The 22,107-nt window shown below is 53.5% G+C and carries 23 protein-coding genes and 1 pseudogene; 8 read left to right on the top strand and 16 right to left on the bottom strand.

Features of this window, described 5'->3' with window-relative positions:
* Positions 1-72 precede the first annotated feature (72 nt).
* Genes C1J03_RS24920 through C1J03_RS24935 form a run of 4 tightly spaced genes read right to left on the bottom strand, consistent with a single transcriptional unit; the run spans position 73 to position 3,178 of the window.
* Positions 73-405 (bottom strand): MarR family winged helix-turn-helix transcriptional regulator, encoded by a 333-nt coding sequence (locus C1J03_RS24920; RefSeq protein WP_302661637.1) that lies wholly within the window; start codon positions 403-405, stop codon positions 73-75.
* Positions 406-441: 36 nt separating this feature from the next.
* Entirely contained in the window at positions 442-1,290 is an 849-nt protein-coding gene (locus tag C1J03_RS24925; protein WP_114889438.1) for an MBL fold metallo-hydrolase, read from the bottom strand.
* Positions 1,287-2,705 carry a sulfatase-like hydrolase/transferase gene (locus tag C1J03_RS24930; RefSeq protein ID WP_114889439.1) on the bottom strand — a complete coding sequence of 473 codons (1,419 nt, stop codon included), beginning with the start codon at positions 2,703-2,705 and terminating at the stop codon, positions 1,287-1,289. The genes C1J03_RS24925 and C1J03_RS24930 overlap by 4 nt, the downstream gene beginning before the upstream one ends.
* Positions 2,705-3,178, bottom strand: a complete 474-nt coding sequence (locus tag C1J03_RS24935; protein WP_114889440.1) for a MarR family winged helix-turn-helix transcriptional regulator — start codon at positions 3,176-3,178, stop codon at positions 2,705-2,707. Before C1J03_RS24935 ends, C1J03_RS24930 begins: the two co-directional genes overlap by 1 nt.
* Before the next feature lie 108 nt (positions 3,179-3,286).
* Between C1J03_RS24935 and C1J03_RS24940 the strand changes: the two genes are divergently transcribed.
* From C1J03_RS24940 to C1J03_RS24955, 4 genes are read left to right on the top strand one after another with little or no spacing between them, the layout of a single operon-like run.
* The gene (locus tag C1J03_RS24940; protein ID WP_114889441.1) at positions 3,287-4,237 is read left to right on the top strand and encodes a tripartite tricarboxylate transporter substrate-binding protein; all 951 of its coding nucleotides are present in this window, start codon (positions 3,287-3,289) and stop codon (positions 4,235-4,237) included.
* A gap of 60 nt (positions 4,238-4,297) precedes the next feature.
* On the top strand, positions 4,298-4,864 hold the full coding sequence (locus C1J03_RS24945) for a hypothetical protein (protein WP_162798669.1): 567 nt from the start codon (positions 4,298-4,300) through the stop codon (positions 4,862-4,864).
* Positions 4,864-6,456 carry a tripartite tricarboxylate transporter permease gene (locus C1J03_RS24950; protein ID WP_114889443.1) on the top strand — a complete coding sequence of 531 codons (1,593 nt, stop codon included), beginning with the start codon at positions 4,864-4,866 and terminating at the stop codon, positions 6,454-6,456. Before C1J03_RS24945 ends, C1J03_RS24950 begins: the two co-directional genes overlap by 1 nt.
* Positions 6,453-7,976 carry a sulfatase-like hydrolase/transferase gene (locus tag C1J03_RS24955; protein WP_114889444.1) on the top strand — a complete coding sequence of 508 codons (1,524 nt, stop codon included), beginning with the start codon at positions 6,453-6,455 and terminating at the stop codon, positions 7,974-7,976. The genes C1J03_RS24950 and C1J03_RS24955 overlap by 4 nt, the downstream gene beginning before the upstream one ends.
* Before the next feature lie 71 nt (positions 7,977-8,047).
* Here C1J03_RS24955 and C1J03_RS24960 read toward each other — a convergent pair whose 3' ends face one another.
* Together C1J03_RS24960 and C1J03_RS26175 are read right to left on the bottom strand one after the other, a co-directional pair.
* Positions 8,048-9,433 carry an FAD-binding oxidoreductase gene (locus C1J03_RS24960; protein WP_114889445.1) on the bottom strand — a complete coding sequence of 462 codons (1,386 nt, stop codon included), beginning with the start codon at positions 9,431-9,433 and terminating at the stop codon, positions 8,048-8,050.
* Between the two features lie 154 nt (positions 9,434-9,587).
* Positions 9,588-9,755 (bottom strand): annotated as a pseudogene (locus C1J03_RS26175) (FAD-dependent oxidoreductase); the annotation flags it as partial.
* A gap of 256 nt (positions 9,756-10,011) precedes the next feature.
* On the opposite strand from C1J03_RS26175, the gene C1J03_RS24970 reads away from it, so the two are divergent.
* Positions 10,012-10,344: a hypothetical protein gene (locus tag C1J03_RS24970; protein ID WP_114889447.1), complete on the top strand. Its 333-nt coding sequence runs from the start codon at positions 10,012-10,014 to the stop codon at positions 10,342-10,344.
* A 51-nt stretch (positions 10,345-10,395) separates the two neighbouring features.
* Here C1J03_RS24970 and C1J03_RS26225 read toward each other — a convergent pair whose 3' ends face one another.
* The 3 genes from C1J03_RS26225 to C1J03_RS24985 all read right to left on the bottom strand — a co-directional run bounded on the left by C1J03_RS26225 (position 10,396) and on the right by C1J03_RS24985 (position 13,068).
* The gene (locus C1J03_RS26225) at positions 10,396-10,815 is read right to left on the bottom strand and encodes a hypothetical protein (RefSeq protein ID WP_441351152.1); all 420 of its coding nucleotides are present in this window, start codon (positions 10,813-10,815) and stop codon (positions 10,396-10,398) included.
* Between the two features lie 666 nt (positions 10,816-11,481).
* A complete protein-coding gene (locus C1J03_RS24980; protein ID WP_114889448.1) occupies positions 11,482-12,048 on the bottom strand; it encodes a YdeI/OmpD-associated family protein in 567 nt (188 codons plus the stop codon).
* Positions 12,049-12,138: 90 nt separating this feature from the next.
* Positions 12,139-13,068, bottom strand: a complete 930-nt coding sequence (locus tag C1J03_RS24985; protein ID WP_114889449.1) for an alpha/beta fold hydrolase — start codon at positions 13,066-13,068, stop codon at positions 12,139-12,141.
* A 163-nt stretch (positions 13,069-13,231) separates the two neighbouring features.
* On the opposite strand from C1J03_RS24985, the gene C1J03_RS24990 reads away from it, so the two are divergent.
* On the top strand, positions 13,232-13,951 hold the full coding sequence (locus tag C1J03_RS24990; protein ID WP_114889487.1) for a helix-turn-helix transcriptional regulator: 720 nt from the start codon (positions 13,232-13,234) through the stop codon (positions 13,949-13,951).
* A gap of 358 nt (positions 13,952-14,309) precedes the next feature.
* Here the strand turns inward: C1J03_RS24990 and C1J03_RS25000 are convergent, their stop codons facing one another.
* From C1J03_RS25000 to C1J03_RS25025, 6 genes are all read right to left on the bottom strand, one after another.
* The gene (locus C1J03_RS25000) at positions 14,310-14,873 is read right to left on the bottom strand and encodes a GNAT family N-acetyltransferase (protein ID WP_114889451.1); all 564 of its coding nucleotides are present in this window, start codon (positions 14,871-14,873) and stop codon (positions 14,310-14,312) included.
* 184 nt (positions 14,874-15,057) lie between these two features.
* Positions 15,058-15,375: a hypothetical protein gene (locus C1J03_RS25005; RefSeq protein ID WP_114889452.1), complete on the bottom strand. Its 318-nt coding sequence runs from the start codon at positions 15,373-15,375 to the stop codon at positions 15,058-15,060.
* A gap of 195 nt (positions 15,376-15,570) precedes the next feature.
* Positions 15,571-16,353 (bottom strand): carbon-nitrogen hydrolase family protein, encoded by a 783-nt coding sequence (locus C1J03_RS25010; protein WP_114889453.1) that lies wholly within the window; start codon positions 16,351-16,353, stop codon positions 15,571-15,573.
* 21 nt (positions 16,354-16,374) lie between these two features.
* Positions 16,375-17,709: an MmgE/PrpD family protein gene (locus tag C1J03_RS25015; RefSeq protein ID WP_114889454.1), complete on the bottom strand. Its 1,335-nt coding sequence runs from the start codon at positions 17,707-17,709 to the stop codon at positions 16,375-16,377.
* Between the two features lie 408 nt (positions 17,710-18,117).
* Positions 18,118-18,771, bottom strand: coding sequence for a class I SAM-dependent DNA methyltransferase (locus C1J03_RS25020; RefSeq protein WP_114889455.1), 654 nt, complete (start codon positions 18,769-18,771; stop codon positions 18,118-18,120).
* Positions 18,768-19,253 carry a hypothetical protein gene (locus C1J03_RS25025; protein WP_114889456.1) on the bottom strand — a complete coding sequence of 162 codons (486 nt, stop codon included), beginning with the start codon at positions 19,251-19,253 and terminating at the stop codon, positions 18,768-18,770. The genes C1J03_RS25020 and C1J03_RS25025 overlap by 4 nt, the downstream gene beginning before the upstream one ends.
* 397 nt (positions 19,254-19,650) lie before the next feature.
* On the opposite strand from C1J03_RS25025, the gene C1J03_RS25030 reads away from it, so the two are divergent.
* Both C1J03_RS25030 and rpsU read left to right on the top strand, forming a co-directional pair.
* On the top strand, positions 19,651-20,568 hold the full coding sequence (locus tag C1J03_RS25030; RefSeq protein ID WP_114889457.1) for a DMT family transporter: 918 nt from the start codon (positions 19,651-19,653) through the stop codon (positions 20,566-20,568).
* Between the two features lie 264 nt (positions 20,569-20,832).
* Positions 20,833-21,033 (top strand): 30S ribosomal protein S21, encoded by a 201-nt coding sequence (gene rpsU / locus C1J03_RS25035; RefSeq protein ID WP_114889458.1) that lies wholly within the window; start codon positions 20,833-20,835, stop codon positions 21,031-21,033.
* Positions 21,034-21,395: 362 nt separating this feature from the next.
* Here rpsU and C1J03_RS25040 read toward each other — a convergent pair whose 3' ends face one another.
* On the bottom strand, positions 21,396-22,025 hold the full coding sequence (locus C1J03_RS25040) for a dimethylsulfonioproprionate lyase family protein (protein WP_162798670.1): 630 nt from the start codon (positions 22,023-22,025) through the stop codon (positions 21,396-21,398).
* Positions 22,026-22,107: the final 82 nt, after the last annotated feature.

Genomic DNA, 22,107 nt, shown 5'->3' on the forward strand with positions numbered 1-22,107 from the left:
ACAGACCAGATGGTTGTCGCAGTTCGCATCGCTCGACACCGAAGTTCAATTCACCTCATGGACGCGCAGCGGTTAGTCCGAAAAATGCTGAACGAGTTTAGCAAAACTGACGTGCAGGTCAGAGATGACTTGCTCTCCCAGACAGGCCTCGACTCCCTCTCGGCGGGCCTTGAAGCGAGGGGTTAGCTCGTCCATTAGCGCCTTGCCTTTGGGTGATAGTGATACAAGTTTTCGACGCTTGTTAGTTGGGTCGCCACGGAATGTGACCAAATCCTTCGAAGCAAGGTCCGTTGCAGCACGGCTAATCTGTGCGTTATCTGTCACCATATGACGTCCCAAATCAGCGATTGAGATAGCTTCAAACGTTTCGACCGTCCGCATTAGTCGATAGGTGGTTAAGGTCAGCGGCGTAGGGGTTGTCGAAGTCGATTCGTACCAGCGTCAAATGTCGAAGACGTCTAGATCTTCCACAATGCCCGTCTCTTCGCCAAAACGCTCGGTCAGATCAGCCAACGCCATCTGATGGCCTTCCGCGCTGTCCATATGAACGCGGAAATGGCTGAGATAGAGGCGCTTTACGCCGACACTTCGCGCCATATCCGCGACTTGAGCTGGATCAGGGCAGAAAATTTGAGTTGCGGGATGTAATTGTTCGCCGGACCCGCGATAGCACCAATGCACTAGGAAATCCGCATCGCGGCAAAGGTTCGTCATCTCGCTGTTGATGCCGGTGTCGCCGGAATAGACAAATTTTTTGCCGCCTGCTTCAACGGCAAAGCCAAGACAGTCGAGGATTGGTTCAGCGTGGGTTGCCTGAGCAGATGAAAGCGTCCAGCCGTCACCTTGAAACGTAAAGCCGGCGTGGATTTCCGTGACAATGGGCGCGGGCCATGGACGGGGCAGGGTGCCACCGCGCGCGACCCAAACCTGCTGGCTTTGTGGAAGTTCCGTCCGCGCCCGTAGGTCATTGTTGAGCACACCATTAGGGCCAAAATACCCGTCTGTAATTGCAGCCAGTGGATTAGGGCCAAATACCTTCAAGGGCGGCGCGCCTTCGTCCCATGCGGCATGCACCAGTCGCGCGTAATCCATCATATGGTCGCTGTGGTAATGGGTAAAAAACAGATGGGTTATGTCACGGGGCAGGCGGCCTGAGCGGATCAGATTATCCACCACACCGCCACCGCAATCTAGCAGGATACGATCATCGCCGATTTCCAGCAAAAACCCTGACGACGCGCGCCGGGCATAGGCTTCGGGTGAGCCTGAACCGAGTATCGTGAGCTTCATGTTTCTGGCGGGGGGGTCGCCCCCGGTGCGCCGAGTTTCAGCGCGGCCTCACGCCCACCGTGGCTTGCGATGAGTGCTGCCTGATCCGCGAATGCCATCGCATTGACGGCCTCGGGGTCGATGATCTTGTAAAGTTCTTTGGTCAACTCGGTCATTGCATTTGCATGTTTTGGGTCGGCGGCAAGGTTGTTTGCCTCTTCCGGATCTGCAATTAGATCAAATAGTTCCGGTTCGAACCCGATGTAGGTGTTCAATTTGTAACGTCCCTTGCGCAGCATATAAGCCGCCGAAACCGCCCCAACGGCGTGGTATTCGCTGAAGACCACACGATCGAGGTCATCCTTGCGACCTAAGATCCTGGTGAGCGGCTCGCCCACGCATTCGAACTCCAACCCGAAATGGGCAGGGATCGTGGCCGAGATATCCAGCAGGTCAACAGGGGTATCACAAGTGCCAATTGGAACGTCGGGTCCAGCCATAATCATTGGAACGGCTACGGATTCCTGGTACAGGTTGGACTTCCCCCAAAGCCCGCGCGCGCCGACATTGTCACCGTGGTCTGACGAATAGATCACCGTGGTATCCTGCAACAATCCGGCCTCATCGAGGGCGGCCATTATACGCCCGACGTTGTAGTCCATCCAACTGACCAACCCGTAGTAGGCGGCAACCGCATCGCGTCGTTCCGCCTCTGAAGAAAACTGCGGTTCGCTGTCCATCTGCGCGTTTTGCAACTCGGCCCAAGGATGGCGTTTGTAGCCGTCTTTGGGGTTCATCTTTGGCTCTGGTAAACTGTCCGGAGGATAAAGGTCAAAGAACTCTTGCGGGACAACAAGCGGGAAATGTGGTGCGACAAGCCCGACGTAAAGACACCACGGCTGATCATCTTGCGCGTGATCGGACAGCCAATTCGCCGTGCGTTCGGTCACAGCCTCATCGTAGTCGGTGTATTTGCTGGTGCCCGGCCCAATGTACTCTCCCAGCATTCGGGTTTTGGGAGAGATCCGCTCGCTCTGTTTTCTGATAGAGCCCCACACCATCCCGACTCCGTTGACTACGTGCATGGGGATGTGCTCTTGGTCAAATCCAGCCGGATCACCCGCCTTTCGGTAATGGAGCTTGCCGATGCTCTCCACGGGCACACCCGCGTCCTGCAAGCAGTGCCCCCAACCAGGAATTTGCCCGTGATACGGCATTGCATTGTCCCAAAGGCGATTTTGGTGGGCATATTGGCCCGTTGCAAAGCTCGCTCTTGCGGGAACGCAGATCGGGGACGGCGTGTAGGCATCGCTAAACCGTGTCCCGCGTGCGGCTAATGCATCAAGGTGCGGGGTTTTGACAAAGGGATGACCAGCACACCCCATCGCACCAGCCTGATGTTCGTCAGACAATATGACCAAAAGATTTGAGGGCATCAGAGTTCGACCTCCTTAGCTGCGGTTTCAAGAATAGCGAGCATGCGGCGCAGGTTCGCAACGTCGTCTGCGCTGAGTTTGGATTGCAGGTTTGCTTGGCGTTGGCGCATCTTGGGCAACGCGATGCTAAAGACCTCTTTGCCCTTTGGCGTCAGGCTCAGCACATGGACCCTGCTATCTTTGCGGTGCTCGGTCGAAACAATTAAGCCGCCTTCGATCAGCGCCTTTAAATTGCGGCTAACAAGTCCTTTGTCCATGCCTGTATATCTGACCAACTCTGATGCAGTGACCTTCTCTCCACCGCCAACAAACGCAATCATGCGCCACTGGTTCAGCGTTACGCCGACTGTGTCGCCCAAGATCTTGGTTGCTTGGGTGTTCAGCTTCTGATGAAGGCGGGCAATGCGGTACGTCAAAAAGCTGCTTAGCTGGGCCAGCTGCGGATTGAAGTTATCTGGGGTCTCGTCGTTCATCGTCCACCTCTGCGGACGACCATCAATGCAACGAGGGGCAACGTCAACTAATTAGTTGACGGGACAACCATCATATGACTTGCTGTACTCGAAATCTGGGAGGATTCTATGAAAAAGCTAATTGTAGCCGCGACTGCGGCCCTTTCCATCGCGGCATCTGCCGTCACTGTTCAGGCACAAGACTGGACGCCACCAGGCCCGATCAAGCTCATGATCGCCTTCGGTGCAGGTGGTGGTGCTGATACGCAAGCCCGCCTGATCGCAACCGAGCTTGAGGACCGCTTGGGCTGGGAATTCATTCCCGAGCAGGTGACTGGCAAAGGTGGCGTCAACCTTTTGTTGGAGATGCAGGACGAGGCCAACGACGGAACTGTCATCGGCATGGTTGTTACTGAATCGCTCGGTTACAATCTCTACACTGCAGACGTAGGTCTGACGCCCGAAGACTTTACTGTCATCACTACAACCGCAGGCACTCAGATGGGTATCGTCGCAGGTGCGGGTACTGGCTGGACGTCGTTTGACGACATGGTAGCGGCCGCGGAAGCGGGACAGGAAATCCGCTTTGGGGTTATGACCCAGCGACTGGGTGAACTCGCCTATTTATTGGGTCAAGCGCAGGGCATTGACCTAAATATCATCACCGTTCAAGGCGGCCGTGCTGTCTTAAACGGCGTGACCGCGGGTGACATGGATGTGGGCTTCATGGCGGGCATTCAAGGCCCCGGTGTCGAGGCCGGTGACCTTGTGAACCTCGCCTCAGGAATGGCCAGGCCACTGAACCAAACACCGGACGCACCAACGCTACCCGATCTGGGCGTTGATTTTGATGGGGCTGCCGTCTTTTTGTTCGTTGGGCCCGATGGCATGCCAGATGACGCGCGCAACGCGATCGCAGCGGCAATTACCGAGGTGACGTCCGATCCTTCAACTGAGGCTGGGGCTTTGATCGAACGTGCGTTTGGAGGATCGATGAACCTTCAAGGGGCGGAGCTTGAAGAATTAACCATGCGCGACTTCACCGAATCCGAGGCCCTGATTGAAGCGGCTGCGGAATAAAACCACCTATCTGCGGGCGTCCTGAAAGGGGCGCCCGTTGTGTATCTGGAGGAATGTCACGTGTCAGCACAATCGCGATCCAACCTATATCTCGGACTGATTTGCGTTGGCGTCGCTTTGGTGCTGATTTTCATCTGGATACCACTAGACACTAAGACAGGCATCGTTGAGCGGTCGCGGGGCAAATTCATTATCGGCGACGCTTTGGCTCCAACCGTCGCTGCAGGATTCGTTCTTTTGGGCGGCCTTGTGTTGTGTGTATTTGAGCGAAGTGCGGACGCCCAACCCGATCTGCGCAAAGACCAAATCACATTTGTCGCCATGCTGTCGGCTGTCGTAATTGTCAGCATCGGTATCATGCGGTTTGCCGGACCTGCCGCCGCCGAGTTCACCAATATGTTTCGGAATGAACCGATTGAGTATCGCCTTCTGCGCGCCACTCCAGGCTGGAAACACATCGGGTTCATATTGGGTGGCGTGACCATGGTCAGCGGGATCGTTGCCATCGTTGAACATAGGCTTTCAAGCCGTGCTGTCTTAACAGGCATCGTCGCTGTGTTGGTCTTGATCGCAGTCTTCGACTTACCGTTTGAAGACTTGTTGTTGCCACCTAATGGTGATGTGTGATGGACGCCCTAGACTATATCTGGCTAGGCATTCAGGCTGTTTTTATGGGTCCAGAAGCATTTAGCGTCTTGGGTCTCTCGGTATCAATCACCGTCATGATGGTGCTGGCAGGGTTCTTATTTGGCATCGTGGTGGGTGCCACGCCAGGATTGGCGGGGCCGTTCGCCATGGCAATTTCCTTGCCTATCCTAATCTCGGTGTTCGGTTACTCACCTGACGCATTGTTACCTGTCATGGGTTTCTTAATTGGTATCATGAAAGGGGCTACTATTGGTGGCGCCGTTCCGGCGATCCTATTCAACACTCCCGGTACGCCAGACGCCTTCATGACCACTTTGGACGGCTTCCCGATGGCCCAAAAGGGACAAGCGAAGAAGGCGCTGAGGGTAGCTCATTTTTCCTCAGCATCGGGAGATACGTTCTCCGACCTCGTCCTTTTTGTCTGCGCACCCTTCCTTGCGATCATCGTCGAAAGCTACCTCGATCTGCCCGAAAAGACCGGACTTTTGATCCTGTCTCTGAGCTTTATTGCAGCCGTCATCGGCGGATCGGTGGGAAAAGGTCTCATCTCCATTGGTCTTGGTTTGTTAGCAGTTTATGTCGGAACGGGTGAGGATTTCTACCCGCGTCTATCCTTAGGGGCAGACGGCCTGTCGCGCGGATTTCCTATCACGACTTCTGTCCTCGGCGTGTTGATTATCGGGGCGGTCTTCAAAGAGCTGGATGAGGTATGGCGCCAAAACCGGCGATCCAAAGCAACCCCTGTTATTACCCAAAAAGGTGATCAAAAACTCCATTGGGTCGATATCAAACGCCTTTCCCCGTTCATCGCGCGTTCGGCCTTGATCGGAACAGTCATCGGCGCGCTACCGGGCGTTGGGTCCACGCTCGCAGCAACGCTTGGCTATTCGTCCGGGCGTATGCAGCATCAGAAATCGAAACCGGTCGGTGCGCCCGACTTTGGAGAAGGCGCGCCCGAAGGGATAGCCGCAACAGAGGCCGCCAACAGTGCGGTTTCTGGAGCAAACCTGATCCCAGTCCTCTCGCTTGGTATTCCGGGCAACGCGGCAGCGGTGTTCTTGATCCTCGCCGCGGAGTCCATCGGCGGGTTCAACCCGGGCCCAGCCGTGTTCCGGTTCTCACCCGATATCCTGAACCCTGAACTGGTTGTCGCCTTCGGTCTGTTCACTTGCATGACCATCGCCAACTTTTTCAACTGGACAATTGGCGGCGTTTTCATGCGGTCCATGGGGTTCATGATCAATATCCCCAAATCGCTTTTGCTGCCTGCAGTACTTTTGCTTACCCTTACTGCTATCTACGTCCAAGAAACGCGGCTCGAAGCTATCTGGTTTGCCCTTGGCTTTGGCGTGCTAGGCTACATCATGCGGGTTCTGACGATATCCCCGTTACCTTTCATCATCGCCTTTATTCTAGGGCGAAATCTCGAGGAAACCGCCCGTCAGGCCTATTCCGCGACAGGCAACGATCCGTTTTTCCTCTTTAACAACCCAATCGCTTTGATCTTTATTCTCATGTCCGTCGCCGTGATTATCTTCTCGGGACGAAAACCTAAGAAAGACGCGCAATGAGCAGACCCAACATCATCCTGATTTCAGCTGACCAACACCGTGCCGATTTCATGGGCTTTAAGGGGCGCAAGATTAAGACGCCGCATTTGGATCAACTGGCCACTGAGGGGACCGTATTTGATGCCTGCATCACGCCGTCAGTCGTTTGCCAGCCTGCCCGTGCATCGATCCTGACAGGCCAGCTGTGCCGCACACACGGGGTCCATGACAACGGGATCGATCTGCCGCCCGAGATTGGTGAAAAGGGCTTTGCCGGTTCAATGGCTGCGGCAGGGTATCAGACCAGCTATTTCGGCAAGGCGCATTTTTCGACCTACCATACCTACGAGCCGACCGGCACGCCTGAGTGCCTGCGGTCTTCGGCCAGCTACCCCGACACTTGGTACGGACCCTATATGGGTTTCGAACATGTTGAGTTGATGCTGGTCGGTCACAACTGGTGGGCGCCCGAAAAGCCACCTGCGGGCCAGCACTATGAACGTTTCTACCATATGGACGGCAAAGGTGATGAACGCACCAAGCTGATGTGGGAAAACGCGGGTGATACCAAGGGGGCGGCACAAGTCTGGCATTCCAAACTGCCCGTGGCCTATCACAACACACCATGGACAGCGGATCGCGCGATTGAATGGCTGCGACATGGGCGGGATGACGAAAAACCGTTCTGCACTTGGATTAGCTTCCCCGATCCACACCACCCGTTTGATTGCCCCGAACCATGGTCGCGGCTGCATGATCCGGCAGACGTCGATCTGCCCGAAAACCGCTCACGATCCTATGAAGGCAAGCCCTGGTGGCACGAGGCCGCGATGGAGGGTGAGCCAGCCGATCCGAAGTTCGCCGACATCCGCAAAGCCTACAGCCGCATCCCGCCACAAACAGATGAACAGTTGCGCGAGATTATCGCCAACACCTATGGCCAGATCGCGTTTATTGACCATCAGGTCGGGCGGATCATGAACACGCTTATGGAAGAAGGCCTCGATGAGAACACCATCGTCATCTACATCTCGGACCACGGCGACTGGATGGGCGACCACGGGTTGATCCTGAAAGGGCCAATGCACTACGAAGGGCTGTTGAAGGTACCGATGATCGTCAAAGGCCCCGGTGTGCCCGCGGGTAAAGTTGTCGATGAACCCGTCTCGACCCTCGATCTTGGGCCGACCTTCTTTGATTACGGTGGGGCTGATGCGCATCTCTCTCAGCACGGCGAAAGCCTGCGCCCCCTCATCGAAGGCGACGCAACCCGCGATTTCGCGCGCAACGAATGGGGGCTTTTGCCGGGCCGCGTTGGCGTGGCGTTGGAGTTGCGGACAGTGCGCACGCGGACACATAAACTGACCATGGATTTGATCTCAGGCGCCGGTGAAATGTACGACCTTGAAAAGGATCCAGACGAAATGGTGAACTTGTTTGACGCGCCCGGAGCCGCCCATGTTCAGGCTGTGTTGAAAGGCTACATCGACAGCCGTCCAAGCGACGTTCTGCCAGATCAGGTTCCGGTCGGTACTGCGTGACCGTAGGCTGCTGCACGTCATGTGGCACGTTGTAGCCGCTGTAGATTTGTACGGACTCTAGGGACAGTTTTTCAGTTAATAGCGACTACCTTGCCCGGGTTCATAAGGTTCTTGGGATCGACTGCGCGTTTCAGGGTTGCCATTAGCGCATAAGCCGCGCCGTGTTCCTCAGCCATGTACCCCATCTTGCCGGTCCCTATGCCATGCTCTCCAGTCACCGTCCCGCCGAAGGAAAGTGCCACATGATTAACCTGTGCGGCCAGCGCTTTTGCCTCAATGAGCTCTTCGGAATCGCTTGGGTCGAACAAAATAAGCAGGTGGAAGTTTCCGTCTCCGACATGTCCTACGATAGGAGCAATTAGACCTGCTTCGCTTACCAACTCTTTGGTTCGTGCAATGCATTCGGCCAGCGCCGAAATTGGAACGCAGCAATCAGTGACGACGCCGTCGCAACCCTTACGTAGTGACTTTGCAGCATAGTAGGCATTGTGGCGGGCTTCCCACAGACGATTGCGATCTTCCGCCTTGGTCGCCCATTCGAAGCCCGAGACGCTAAATTCTTCGCCTACACTTTCAAACAGCTCTACCTGCTCTTTCACGCCAGCATCGGAGCCATGAAACTCGAGGAACAAATGCGGCGTCTCGGGCAGGTTCAGATCGGGATTGAAGATGTTCATCCCTTTCATTTGCAACTCATCCAGAAGCTCAACCCGAGCCAGAGGGAGCCCCATTTGAATAGCCATAATCACAGTATTCACCGCATCATCGACACTATCAAACGCGCAGGTGGCGGCGAGGATTGTGTCCGGATGGCCAAACAGGCGTACTGTCAGCTGTGTGATGATCCCCAGCGTCCCTTCCGAGCCAACAAATAGGTGTGTCAGATCGTATCCGGACGAAGATTTACGCGCCCGCGAACCAGTTTTGATGATCGTTCCGTCAGGCAAAACAACCTCAAGTGCTAGCACATTTTCGCGCATGGATCCGTATCGAACGGTGTTGGTTCCCGAGGCCCGGGTCGCAGCCATCCCGCCAAGTGTGGCGTCTGCACCTGGATCGACCGTGAACATCAATCCAGTAGCACGCAAGTCTTCGTTCAGCTGGGTCCGGGTGACACCGGGCTGTACAACAGCATCCAAGTCGCTTTCGTGGATTTCGAGAACCTTGTTCATTCGGCTCGTGTCGACACTGATCCCACCGTGGATCGGAATAACATGGCCCTCAAGTGACGTGCCTATGCCGAAAGGTACAACGGGAACCTGGTATTCTGAACAAACCTTCATCAACGCAGAAACCTCTTCAGTGCTTTCGGGAAATGCCACGGCATCCGGCAGTGCCGGTTTAGAATAAGCCTCGTCACGGCCATGAATTTCCCGGATGGAGTCTCCGGTTGAAAGGCGCTCACCCAGTAGGTCTTTTAACGCAGCAATGGCGTTAGCAATATTGTTCTGAACCACTTCAGTTCCCCTTGTTCTTTCTGGAAGAGATGTCTGGTCAAATTTTTGGTGGTGGCGTGGCCGAAGGCGCACCCATGGTCGCCGCAACGGCTTTGCCGCCATAGCCTTCGATCATGGCTTCTTGGTCTGCGAACAACGGTGTCATCGCAGCATAAGGACCGAAATAAGTCGTATTTCCTGCGGCGTGCCAAGTTGATCCAGACGTCAATTCGCGGCTCTCGATCAATAGGCTGTCAGTCCAACCCATCTTTGCGAGCCAATACAGCACCGACGCACCAACGATGCCGCCCCCAACGACCGCAACCTGAACATCAGCTTTCATTTGACCCTCCCAAACGTAACACATTGGAGGCCCAAAGGTGCGATAGGTCAATCAGAGATCCGTTACGTTCAAATACAGACGTTGAGATTTGAAAGTCGTACGGCAGAAGATTTTAGAGACCTGCAGTCCCGATCAGTGCAAGTTGTTGCTCAACTACGCACTAGATAATGTGAACTTATAGATACTATCTACTATATCTTGATTTGTTCTTGTAATGTTCTATATTGGGTAGAAATCACACTAAGGAGAGATTCCCATGAGTGCTACCCAACAGACGGGTGCGCCGTCGACGCCATCTAACGACTACCACCAGGTTCCAGTTACCGGAAAACAGCTGGCCTATGCGCGGCAAATCTCTACGCGCACTGGCGTTGTTCTCCCTTGGGATGTTCAGCAGAATCGCTACGCGCTTTCCCGTTGGATTGATACGCACAAGATCGCGAAACAAACCGGGCAGTTTTCGAACTACCCAAGTTCAAAACAGGTGGGCTTTGCCGAGCGAATTGCGCGCATGAAGCGACGCGAAGTGCCGCGGGAATGCTTTAGAGATCGTACGATAATGTCAAAGTGGATTGACGCAAATCTATGAAAATAGGGTTAGTATTACTGACTTATTTAACATAGTGCCTACTATGCGCGGTCAGTAGTTGACCTGTTCGAACCCATAATTGCCGACATAATCACGCCATTCCACAAAGACAGAACGATGATAAATACTTGGGCAATTTGACCCCCAACGCTCTAAGCCAAGGTGGGCGTCCGGCAGGGCCTGTGGAGATGATCGCGACCAAAAAAAGTCGCCTTGTGTTTTGTAGGTTCCCAAATAAATGTTCGCCGAACGATTGCAGTCGCCATCGCGCCCAGATTCATGTTGACGGGCGTACCGAACATCAAAGACTCGGATGGAGCGTACGAAATTGAATTCTGGACCGCTGATATCTATGTCAGCGCGATCTTGAACCAGACGGGGAGCAAAATCGCCTTGGGCCAAAACACTGGGGTTTTCATTTCTTCGCAGAATTACGTGCTCAAGTATTGGCGCAAAGCTTCCATCCATCATTGGCACCGATTGAAGCGGAAGGTCCTTTCGTTCATCCGATAATATATCATAGATTCGACCAAAGTGGCTTTCCGTTCGGTCGGTCTGGTATGAGGCACCCATAGGACAACGCCAAATCTGCAATGGAGGCTCAACGGGCCAAGGAGTGATGCGCCGGATGAATTCCGCGCGCGCGCGTGTACATGGAGCTGATGCCGGCCAGCCTCCCGACAAGCACAAAAGGATTGCGCAATCGATCTGGTAGGTTTGAGCATTGGCACGGGTCGCAAACCCGACGTTGGTAAAACACAGTGCCATCACGGCAGAAAGAAAGCATATTCTGAGTGAACCTAACATGGAGACCATCCTTATCAGAAGGGATGCCCCAGCATGCTATTAATAATATACTATTGCAACTCCAAATATAGTATTATATTTGGGCGCATAAGATTTATTATGTAAAATAAAAATGTGAGCAAGACGCGTGACCGGCCCAATGCACGACGTAATGACTATTATACGATAAGTCAATATTATTGACCTACTTTACCGAATTTCTCTATGCCCCTTCCCTGAAGCGGCCATCAAGACCTGACATTTAGAGGCCCGCTCTGCGGGACGAAGCCGCCGTTAGCGGTGGTTCGACCAATGGCTGCTTTGCCGCAAGCGAGGTCGTGTTAGGCTTGTCTATTTCCGCAACATTGGAATCTTTAGCCCGTCATGGGATGATACCATCAGAATGCTAAATCGTTTCTGCCGCGTTTCTTCCCTTTTGGCGCTCATCACCCACCAGATTGAATCCCGCTTGTAGGAAGGTGCCAAACTGGAAAAGAAGGCCCACGCGGTTTGGTTTGCCATGAACTGGACCTCAAACGCGGGGTCGAGCAGCATATTTCTGCTCTGCGATGTGTAGCCTTCTTTGTCGCTTCTGGAGTGAAAGAGCTGCAATCCCGCTGGCTTCATCTTTCCAGCACCGATCAGCACATTGACTTTTTGAACATTAACCGCACTCCAAACGCTTTTCTGTTTGCGCGGGGTAAAGCGGATTTTGTAGCTCTGATCATCAATCGATTTTCGGATGCCATCGATCCAGCCAAAACATAGCGCGACATCAACGGATGCAGACCAGGATATGCTCGGACGCCCGGTGTTCTTTTTATAGTACCCCACCCACAGTTCGTCGGCACTGGTACAATGGTCTTCCATCCAATCGTTAAACGCATCTTGCGTGGGGAAAAAGGCAGGGTCTTGCATTGTCTTTCCCTTTACGGAGATGTGCGCCCACCATTCTTGATGATGGGCGCAACTATCGTGGTGTTTTATCGAAAGTTAGCTTGCTCTGATTTACGCGAGCCAGTCCAGGATTGCTTTGGTCGTCTCTTCTGGCTTTTCTTCTTGAATCCAGTGGCCTGCGTCAATGCTGACAACGTCAACGTTTGGCACAAAATCACTCAGGTTTGGCGATTTTGGGATCACGTCATATTCTCCATAAATCATCAGCGCAGGATGCAAAACAATAGGATCAACCTCCGCCAAAAGATGCCAGTTGCGATCTAGGTTTCGATACCAGTTGATGCTGCCCGTGAAGCCAGAGACTTCGAATGCTTTGTCGAGCACAGACAGCTCGTCATCGCTCAAGAGTGGCTCACCGGCTGCCGTTTCGGACTCGGCCAGATTGATCATCATCATCCCCGGTTCTGGGGGCAGCAAAGGTTCATTTTTGCGGTAGAGGTTTTGCAGAAACTGCCGCCGGTTGGCCTCCAGAACCGCATCTGCCACGCCGGGCTTGCGGTTGAAATGCACCATGTAGTTATCTGGCCCCATAAAACTCTCGATCAATTCGACCCACGGTGTCTCTCCGCGTTCTTGATAAGGAAGCGCCAGAGCGATGACCTTGCTCACGCGCTTGGGGTGCAGCAACGCCATCCCCCAAACAACATTCGCACCCCAGTCATGACCAACGAAAACGGCATCATCGTATCCAAAGTGATCAAGCAGCGCGACAAGATCACCAGTCAGATGTGTGAGATCATATGCGGTGACGTCAGTCGGTTGCGACGAATGACCATAACCACGTTGATTGGGGACAATGACGTGATAGCCAGCGGCCGCAAGCGCGGACACTTGGTAACGCCATGAAAATGCATGCTCTGGCCAGCCGTGACATAGCACGATCGGATTCCCTGCATTTTCTCTTCCAGCTTCGAAGACTTCTAGTTCCACACCATTGACTGCGATCATGGTAGGTTGGGGGAAGTCATTAGGATAAAACATTAATATGCCATTTCTGCTTATTCGGGGCACTCAGATAGCGACGCTACACCTGATGCTCGGTTGGTTACTCGGTTTGTGTCAAACGCCCTACTGGCGTCGACATTCGTGACCTATGATGTAATGGTATCAAAATCTGACACCTTTGATCGATGGTACAAACAAAATGAATGTACGCCTTCGCCAAGAAGCCATCATACGCAGCCTACGTCGCAATGGATCATCAACCATTGCCGCGCTTACCGAACAGGTCGGGGCATCGCGTAGCACCTTGTTGCGCGATATTAGTGCGCTACGGGATCAGGGTTTTGTCATTCATTCCGAACCCGGTCGCGGCGGAGGACTGCAACTTGATCCGCGTTCAGTTCAGACCGCGCCACGTCTTTCCGTGACCGAGGTGTTTGCGCTCTTAATCAGTGTCGCGTCTATGCGTGCGGCAGGAAACCTTCCATTTTCAAGCTTCGCTGATGCCGGACTTGCAAAGATCGAAAAGGCACTGCCGTCAGACAAAATTACCGATCTAAGGGATTTTCTGGACTGCCTGTATATCGGAGAATTAGCCCCGCAGGTGGACAGGTCCAACATTGGCACAATGGACCCCGCCTTGCTCCCCGAATTCGAGGTAGCTTTCCTTCATCGATTGTATTTGCAGTTCGATTATTGCGATGTAAAAGGTGTGAGCAGCATACGAACGGTTGAGCCACAAGCGATGCTGATCCTGCCGCCGCTTTGGTATCTGGTAGCTTGGGATCCAGCGCGTGACGATTTCCGGCATTTCCGCATGGATCGGATCAGAGAACCGCACTGTATCGAAGGAACGACATTTCGAAAAAGGCATGTCGTTTTCGACGATACCGTTCGACCTCTGGATAGCACACAACGCTAGTATTTCCGATTATGGGACAGCGTCTGAACTGAATATCAACGCTCAATTTTGAAATCGCTCGGGCGATCAGATCCTAATCCACATATAATAGCGGACGTTCGCCGCGATGCAGAAAACTGGTAGAGTGGTCTCGTTACTGCCGTTCGCTGCGTTTGCAAACAAAATCATCGTCAAATCGGAGGGCGAGCGGCGGCTACGCGGGACAAAGCAGAACTTCGCTGCGGGTGCACAAATGTCCGCTTCGACGTGCCGTACTGAAATCGACAGTTCTTGCCGATGACCGTAGCGCATGAGTTTCAGTGTATTTCTACGCGCTGGGGCTAGGTGCAATTCTTAACTAGATGGCTGGCAGAATTCGTTAAGCGACAGGTTTTTCAAAAGTATATACGGGACGCAGTCCGATACCTTTTTCAACCGAACCCCACAGGTCCCTCTCTCCAAGGTACTTCATAGCGATCTTCTGGATTATTCGCTCTGACCCCGTATTTCCAGGTACGAATGACGCGTAGAAACGATTCCACCGCTCCTGAGACAAAAACCATTCGCGACTGGCAATCGCCGCCTCAAGGCCAACACCCTTACCCCAACTCTCTTGCTTATAGCCATAGCCTAGCTCAAGGCGGTACCCATCGATATGCCCCGGCTCAAAGCCACAGAAGCCCAGCAATTCCCCCAATGGCGCGATTGCTTCTGAGTTCGAGCAAACCGCCCATCCGCCAAAGTCTTCATCGGACCATTGCGCCATGTACAAGTCGATGTATTCCCGAGCATAGACCCTGCGCTCGTCATCTGTCTGGGGATCATGAGGCAGCATCGCCATGACATTTGGATTTCCGAAAATGCCCCTGACCATGGGCTCAATGTCGTCATCCGAAAAGGGACGTAGCAGAAGCCTTTGCGTTTTCAGGGTTGGCACATCCACAAGTGGTCTCCAATTCTTATAGTTAACTGATACCGTCCGCGCGTTACCCAAACCACGGCTATTCGAGGGCGCAGGTTTCGGACAAATCAAACTCCGCTAAGCGGATAGAAGCAGACAATTGGGACCGAGTTAAGCTGTACGCGGAAACAAAGGTCGTCGCGGATATACCGCCAAACATCGCGCATCAGGTCCAAGCAATTGCTGTCCCGACCAGCACCAAGCCCATCCCTGATAACTCTCTAAAGGTGTAAGTTTCATCGTAGTGAAGTACGGAAAATGCGCCAAGGAACACTACTTCAGCCCCCAAAATTCCAACGTAGATCAGTCCGAGCCGTTCATTTCTGAGCGCGAATACCTCAAATGTGGCTGCTGTTAAGAGCGCGGCCGCAATTATAAGAGCTAAGCCAAGAGTCGGAAGCTCAGCAAGTGACTTCATTGCGATCATGGCAACGCAATAGAAGAGGCCTGAAATCAGCGCGAGTATGGCTACTGGTTGAAGCATTTTGAAGAACTCAAATTCCAACGACGAATTTATAGATGATGTAAGGTAAGCCACAGCACCTATTTTGGTCAATGAAAATGACTAAACGACAGGTCACAGGTCACTCTGCGGGACGAAATGAGCTTTCGCTGCGTTTGGACCAATGTCAGGTTTTGGCAACAGGCTTTTGACTATCCAGCGAAAGCCGAATGTCGGCTAGCTCGGGTTGAAAAGGGCCTCTCTGAAATCCCTAAGAAATGGCACCTGCGAGCGGGCTTTTGCGATCAGTCCAAGATCGAGATCGGCCGAAATAACGTCTTCAGCTTTGCCAGCGCGGGCCAAGTCTGTGCCGAAGGGGTCGACAATGCAACTCAAGCCGCAGAACCCATGGCCGTTTTCCGCGCCGCAGTAATTGGCATAAACCATGAACACGCCATTTTCGTAGGAGCGTGATGGGACGACGAAATTCGGCACTTGCTCCCAATCTTTGCCACCTGCCGTCGCAACGATGACAATTTCCGCGCCACCTAGCACTACGCTCCGCACGATTTCGGGGAACTCGCACTCATAGCAAATTATCATAGCAAGCGTTGCGCCCTCAAATTGGAAAAGGGAGAATCCAGACCCTGTTGCGAACCAGTCATGCTCCATCCCAGGTGGCAAAACCGTTTTGCGATGGTTTGCCAGTATCCTGCCGTGGTTGTCGATGAAAATGACTGAGTTATAGACGGTGTCGCCATCCCTTTCGGGGTATCCGTAGGCAATGGCGAGGCCGAGTTCTTTTGCAAGAGATTGAGCCTGTTGTGCGAAGTTCCCGTCTTGCGCCTCAGCGTATCGGTGCTGAGCTTCACCGACGTTGTAGCCGGACAAATACAATTCTGGAAAAACCAATAGGTTTGCGCCCTCAATTGCAGCCTGTCTGGTTTGCGCCTCAAGCAATCGAAAACGGTTATCCGTTCCTGCCAGACTTGCATCAACCTGCGCTATGGAAATTTTCATCGTTTCGGTGTCTCCGCGTTCCTAAGTTTGAACCGGCGCAAAGATTAGTGATTGAAGAGCCCCTAATCCCTCTCCGTTGCCCAGTTGACCAACTGCTGTTTCCAATCCGTCCGCCCGGTCATTCCCTAGTTTGGGTCGTGCATAGGCATGAAATTTTGCTTTGACTTCCTCTTCCGTAACTGGGTTTTCCGGATCACCAAGCGCCTCGGTGTCACCAGAGGTGAGCTTTTGACCATTTTTAAGGGTCAACATGACACTCGAAATGCGGTTGGCAGGGAATGCCGCGTTGTAGGTGTCGCTCTCAATCACTGTCATGCCATCAGCAAGTCGTTTGATTTCCGGGTCGCTGAAGCTGTGCTCCATTACGTCATCAGGTGAAACCCGTCCACGAACCATGGCAACTGCAGTCGGATAGGCGGTAGAGTATTGAGCCTCTTCGGTAGTTACTGGTGCTCGCTTGGCAAGACGTTTTGAGTTGTGGAAGGTAGTGATTTCGATCCTCTCGACCTCTTCAGAGCTCAAGTTATGGGCTAGCTTGAGATCAAGAACAGCCTGAACCGGCGGCTGCGCCCACCTGCAAATAGGGTAGTGCTTGTAGTATTGTTCCGTGATGCGCCAAATCTGTCCCAAATCATCCCACAGGTCAGAAACGTCATCCCCTTCAACGGTAACTGCCGGCGCTCCTGTAAACCCTTCTGCAGCAAGGTAGGCTGCCGATACGCCCGCCATTGCGCCCCAGCCAGAGCCATCCTTCACCATTGTTGGCGCGTCAATGACCCGCATCATTTGGCTGCGTGGTCCGTGGTATTCGGCAATGCCAATCGCCTCACGGGTCTCGGCGCTACCCAGCCCCAAGGTCCGCGCTCCAAGGGCGGCAGCCGCAATGGTGATCCAAGCACCCGAGGTGTGATAGTCACACGCGGTACGGTGCAGTGCGATCCCGGCACGCGTCCCGATCTCATAGCCGACGACCAAGGACGCAAGAAACGCTCTGTCGTCTTTGAGCTGCTCGGCTTGCGTGAATGACAACAGCGCAGGTAACACCCCACAGCCCACATGGCCTTTCGTCAGCTTGTGACCGTCATGTGCATCCAGGGCATCAATTGTAATGCCCCCTGCAAGCGCTGCCCCAGCCGGACTGACCAGCCGTCCATCAAAGAGCATCGGAACCTTGCGTTGCCCTGGCGCGAAATGCTCGGCCGCGTGGTTACGCATAATGCGCGACATCGACGTTTCTGTTGCTCCGGCCGCGACCCCAAGAAGATCCAACAGCCACTTTCGGCCAAGTCCAAGCATCTCTTCTGGAATGTTGTCAGCATCAGCCGAATGTAGAAATTCGCTAAAGATTTGTGACATCCCAATTTTCCCACGCAAGGTAATTTGGAGTCAGTAAATGACGCCGAAGAACGTGATACTTAGACAAAACCGACATAAGCCGACGAAACTGCCAAAGCGCAGTTCCTATTCACCAGGAACGGCCATTGGGCGCAGGAGCAGAAAATCAGCACTTTGGGCTCCTTGCCGCCATTAGATCGGTCGCAGCATTTTGGCCATCAGGCGGCATGGCCTTCGACGAGGACGGCCCATACCGGCCATTCGCCCATCGTCGCTCATGCCGCACTGCGGCCCGCCAGACCGGCCATTCGCCGCAACCGCGAAATCAAGAGGTTTGCGAATTCACGGTTCGCGGACTGAGTTAGCTTTAGCTGCAATTGCGCCAATGACGGCTTTCGGTTTTTGGCACCGACATATTGCTATCCCGCGTCAGCCAAACTGACGTTTTCGGTAGCACAGAGCATAAGCTTGATCGGACGAATGATCATGGCCTGCCTTGTTGTACATGGGAACTTCAACCAAAGTCAGGTCCGTAATTGCGCCGCGCGCTTCAAGGTCGCGGATCACTGGGTCGAAGTCAGCCTCTAAGTAGAATGTCTTGTTAACTCCGATGATAAAAAGCGCATCCGGTCGAGCAATGTCGAGAAGGCTTTCGAGTGGGGCTGGTCCTAAATGCCCGGACGTGAACGTTCCAGCAGACACAACCGCTCCATAGGCGTTCTTGATGGGGCCAAGGTCGGCCATCAGATCGGCTTGGATCGTCTTCCTGTATAGTGCCTTGCTGCGCGAGATTGCCAACATCTCTTCAGAGATATCAATGCCGTCAATCTGTTCGGGGCTTACCGCCAATGCCTCCGCTACTAGGCCGGTTCCGCAGCCGATATCAGCGATAGGTACATGGTCAGTATCAGCATTTTCCCGGTACAAAGTTGCAATAGCATTGGGGTATTCCCAGCCCAAAGCGCGTGCGAATTCGTCGTCATATGTCTCAGCGAACTCGTCGTAGTAGACTTTGTTGTCCTGCGGTGTCGCAAGTTTATATGCGTTTTCGAGGAGTGTCTGCCCCTTGCTCTTTGCTGTCATGTCATGCTCTTGGTTTCGGGTTGCTCTGGAAATCGCTCTCTAATTAAATCTTGGAAGCTTTTTGGGTAACCGACGCCAATACGTAGCCAAGCCTCGGCGAAGCCGGGTGCCTGCATATGGCGCGCAAGAGCGTTCAAATAGGCGTCCCAGACCTCATCTTCCACCAATTCGCGTTCATGTTGCATGTAGGCGGAGTAGATCAATGAGAAGTAGGTCCCAACGCCGCGTTCATACTGATACTGCTCGACTTCAGTGAGCTCGGTGGGGTTTGCGCCGCCCTTGGTCATCAGCTCGGCGTTCTCAGCGAGAAGGCCAAAAACCTCCCGTTCAAGCGTCATCAATGACTGGACAGTGGCACCCTCAATCGCGCGTGCATTGTGACGCACTTCATAGATCAAGAAAATGATAGAGATAACAACACCAATCGCTCCGGCAACAGAAGCGGTGCCTTCGATTGCGGGCCAGTTCAAATTGCTAAGCATTTCTCTTTAACTTCTTGGTTGCCATATATTCACCGTAACTCGGATTAAGACAGCTTTGCTACTTTTTTGGTTTGTCTTCTGAAAATGCGGGCATTCAGGCACCATGCAGCATCCGTCAAAACGGGCTCCTTGCCGCCAATAGATCGGTCGCAGCATTTTGGCCATCAGGCGGCATGGCCTTCGACGAGGACGGCCCAAAGCCGCCGTTCGTCGAGGGTAGCGATGCTACGACGCAGCTTACCTGAAAGCAGCCATTGGCCACGCGTCGGTTGCCGAGTTCGATCAGATAGGAGCTTTGCGGTCAAGTTCAATCACGCGGCCTGAATGTCGCATATGAAGGATATGAGATTTTCCCGAGAGGCTATCGTGCAACAAAGACCTCTTTGAATGGCCCGATATGACATCTCTAGCACCTCCCACCTCCACAGAGGATGCCCACAAGTATGGTGTGGTTTTCGTGTTTGCGGCTGGGGTTCTGTGGTCAACGGTCGGTCTTGGCATTCGCATGATAGAAGACGCCGTTGTGTGGCAGATTCTGCTCTATCGGTCGATCAGCATGACGCTTTTTCTTTACGTCGTCATTCGGGTCCGGTCGGGCGAAAGCCCTTTTGCCCAAATCCGCCGCACAGGCTTTCCCGCTGTGATCGCCGGACTTTCACTGGTTGCTGCCTATTCGGGCGCGATATACGCGATCCAGAATACCTCGGTCGCGAATGCAATGCTGCTTTTTGCGACATCACCCTTCATGACGGCGGTCTTGGGGCGGATCGTTCTGGGCGAGCGTGTGCGTACCGCGACATTGATCGCGATTGCCGTTGCCATTGGCGGGATCACGATCATGGTGGCCGATAAATCCGGTAGCGTCGTCCTGAAAGGTAGCCTCGCTGCACTAGGTTCGGCGTTTGGCTTCGCCGTTTTCACCGTTACTCTGCGATGGGGGCGAGCGGGTGAAATGCTCCCATCGGTATTCCTGTCCAGCGTGTTCGCGATCGTCGTTACAGTTGGTATATGCCTATTCTCGGGACTATCCCTTGCTCTTAGCTTGAACGACGGCGCGATATCCATGGGTATGGGCGTTTTTCAGGTGGGTGCGGGATTGATCCTGTACACGCTCGGGTCACGCAGCCTCCCTGCTGCTGAACTTGCCCTGCTGTCGCTGGCCGAGGTTCTGCTTGGCCCGCTTTGGGTCTGGCTCTTCCTTGGTGAAACAGCAACCTTCAATACGCTGATCGGAGGTGCCGTGCTGCTTGCGGCAATTGCAGGCAATGCAGTTTCAGGCAAGCGCCGTAAGCCTCCGCCAATAGCCACAATTTGAGGATGCATTCGGCCCGAACCGGACCCAGGGCGAGACTGCGACGCTACAGTGCCGCTTACAGATAGCGGTAATTGGGACAGCATGTGTGAAAAAGGGCATGTTCACTGAACCGCGTTATGATCTGTCAGCTGACGAATTTGCTGAGCAGAAAGCATAGCAGGACACGGCAACCCAATTCTCACTGAGAATATTTTATTGTTTGATATTGCCAATATTTGCTGGCAAGTCGTATTTGATAATTTCTAGGAAAGCAGCAGAACTAAAATGCAAGTAAGTGTTCGTGATAACAACGTGGATCAAGCGCTTCGGGCGCTCAAGAAAAAGCTGCAGCGTGAAGGTGTATTCCGAGAAATGAGGCTCAAAGAACATTTCGAGAAGCCGTCAGTTAGCAAGGCGCGCGAGAAAAAAGAAGCCATTAGTCGTCAGCGTAAACTGGCACGTAAAAAGGCCGAACGTGAAGGTTGAGGTCAAACCATCTATCTCGATAGCAGATATCAACTGTGTTGCAGAAACTCTGTAAAGCAGGCTCTCTGCCAACATTTGATCGGTCGCAGCGTGTTCAGCCAACGGATCGTGTTGCGCCAGCAGGGACGGCCCATTGCGGACTTTGGCACCAGTCTTCAGCGCTGCAGTGCTGCTTTTGCATTGCTGACATTAATGCACCGCGCAGCATTTGTAGACCCATCGTCGGTCTGTAAATCCAAAGATCAACAACCGCGTTAGCCTGCGCCGAATTTATCCAACCGAGTCAGAGCGATTAACGTTGCCCCGTTCCCGCAAGTTCAAAGTCTAGGTTTTGAAGGGTGCCAATTGGACTTAATTGGGGTTCAGGCAACTGCTCCTGCGGATTGCAGATCCGCCACCTGATCCTCGACGAAGGCATACGACTCCGTGTTGATATCTCCGCTCCAGCGCCAGATCGCGAGAAATCCTTCAGGCCCGGTCTTGAAGGCATGCGGCATTTGGCTGGGGTGATGGATCATGTCGCCAGCCCCCCGCATCCGGATATCATCGCCAGCAATCCAAAGGGCCTGCCCCGCAATAATGACATAGGTCTCATCGGCATCATGAAGATGCAGCGGATAATAAGATTCTGGCCGCATATAGACCAAGCCCAACCTCACGTCCGGTGCCGGGATCGGACCGTCTGGCCCCATCAGCGTGGCCACGCTGATCATCTCGGCAATCGTCTGTTCAGTTTGCCCTTCAACAGGGTTTGAACCCCAAGGCAGCAGATTGTGTGCCTTAAGCGCGGCGCGCGCTACAGGGTGTTCGCTACCCGCCAGGACCGTGCGAATGCCTTCATCAAAAAGACACGGCAGCACCTGTTCAAATCTCGTCGGCGATGGCGTCACCCTGAGTGTTTGGGCCGTATAGGGTCCCTGCGGATCAGCTTCGGCCTCGTAGACCCCCCAGATTGCCTCAAGCATTGCTTGAAGAAGATTGCTCTGAACCATCGCCATTCACTCCAAAGTACACAAAAATCTAGGGCGATTTACGTGCCTTAATCTGCGAGGAATGCGACCGAGCAAGGTCGTA

Source organism: Sulfitobacter sp. SK012, assembly GCF_003352085.1.
Classification (GTDB): Bacteria; Pseudomonadota; Alphaproteobacteria; order Rhodobacterales; family Rhodobacteraceae; genus Sulfitobacter.

What these genes read in the sequence shown, in the direction of transcription:
- C1J03_RS26225 (WP_441351152.1), bottom strand. Translation starts at nt 10,815, where the DNA reads ATGATGGATGGAAGCTTTGCGCCAATACTTGAGCACGTAATTCTGCGA.
- C1J03_RS24935 (WP_114889440.1), bottom strand. Translation starts at nt 3,178, where the DNA reads ATGAACGACGAGACCCCAGATAACTTCAATCCGCAGCTGGCCCAGCTA.
- C1J03_RS24925 (WP_114889438.1), bottom strand. Translation starts at nt 1,290, where the DNA reads ATGAAGCTCACGATACTCGGTTCAGGCTCACCCGAAGCCTATGCCCGG.
- C1J03_RS25010 (WP_114889453.1), bottom strand. Translation starts at nt 16,353, where the DNA reads ATGAAAATTTCCATAGCGCAGGTTGATGCAAGTCTGGCAGGAACGGAT.
- C1J03_RS25015 (WP_114889454.1), bottom strand. Translation starts at nt 17,709, where the DNA reads ATGTCACAAATCTTTAGCGAATTTCTACATTCGGCTGATGCTGACAAC.
- C1J03_RS24980 (WP_114889448.1), bottom strand. Translation starts at nt 12,048, where the DNA reads ATGCAAGACCCTGCCTTTTTCCCCACGCAAGATGCGTTTAACGATTGG.
- C1J03_RS24970 (WP_114889447.1), top strand. Translation starts at nt 10,012, where the DNA reads ATGAGTGCTACCCAACAGACGGGTGCGCCGTCGACGCCATCTAACGAC.
- C1J03_RS24990 (WP_114889487.1), top strand. Translation starts at nt 13,232, where the DNA reads ATGAATGTACGCCTTCGCCAAGAAGCCATCATACGCAGCCTACGTCGC.
- C1J03_RS25040 (WP_162798670.1), bottom strand. Translation starts at nt 22,025, where the DNA reads ATGGTTCAGAGCAATCTTCTTCAAGCAATGCTTGAGGCAATCTGGGGG.
- C1J03_RS24940 (WP_114889441.1), top strand. Translation starts at nt 3,287, where the DNA reads ATGAAAAAGCTAATTGTAGCCGCGACTGCGGCCCTTTCCATCGCGGCA.
- C1J03_RS24930 (WP_114889439.1), bottom strand. Translation starts at nt 2,705, where the DNA reads ATGCCCTCAAATCTTTTGGTCATATTGTCTGACGAACATCAGGCTGGT.
- rpsU (WP_114889458.1), top strand. Translation starts at nt 20,833, where the DNA reads ATGCAAGTAAGTGTTCGTGATAACAACGTGGATCAAGCGCTTCGGGCG.
- C1J03_RS24955 (WP_114889444.1), top strand. Translation starts at nt 6,453, where the DNA reads ATGAGCAGACCCAACATCATCCTGATTTCAGCTGACCAACACCGTGCC.
- C1J03_RS25020 (WP_114889455.1), bottom strand. Translation starts at nt 18,771, where the DNA reads ATGACAGCAAAGAGCAAGGGGCAGACACTCCTCGAAAACGCATATAAA.
- C1J03_RS25005 (WP_114889452.1), bottom strand. Translation starts at nt 15,375, where the DNA reads ATGCTTCAACCAGTAGCCATACTCGCGCTGATTTCAGGCCTCTTCTAT.
- C1J03_RS24985 (WP_114889449.1), bottom strand. Translation starts at nt 13,068, where the DNA reads ATGTTTTATCCTAATGACTTCCCCCAACCTACCATGATCGCAGTCAAT.
- C1J03_RS25030 (WP_114889457.1), top strand. Translation starts at nt 19,651, where the DNA reads ATGACATCTCTAGCACCTCCCACCTCCACAGAGGATGCCCACAAGTAT.
- C1J03_RS25025 (WP_114889456.1), bottom strand. Translation starts at nt 19,253, where the DNA reads ATGCTTAGCAATTTGAACTGGCCCGCAATCGAAGGCACCGCTTCTGTT.
- C1J03_RS24950 (WP_114889443.1), top strand. Translation starts at nt 4,864, where the DNA reads ATGGACGCCCTAGACTATATCTGGCTAGGCATTCAGGCTGTTTTTATG.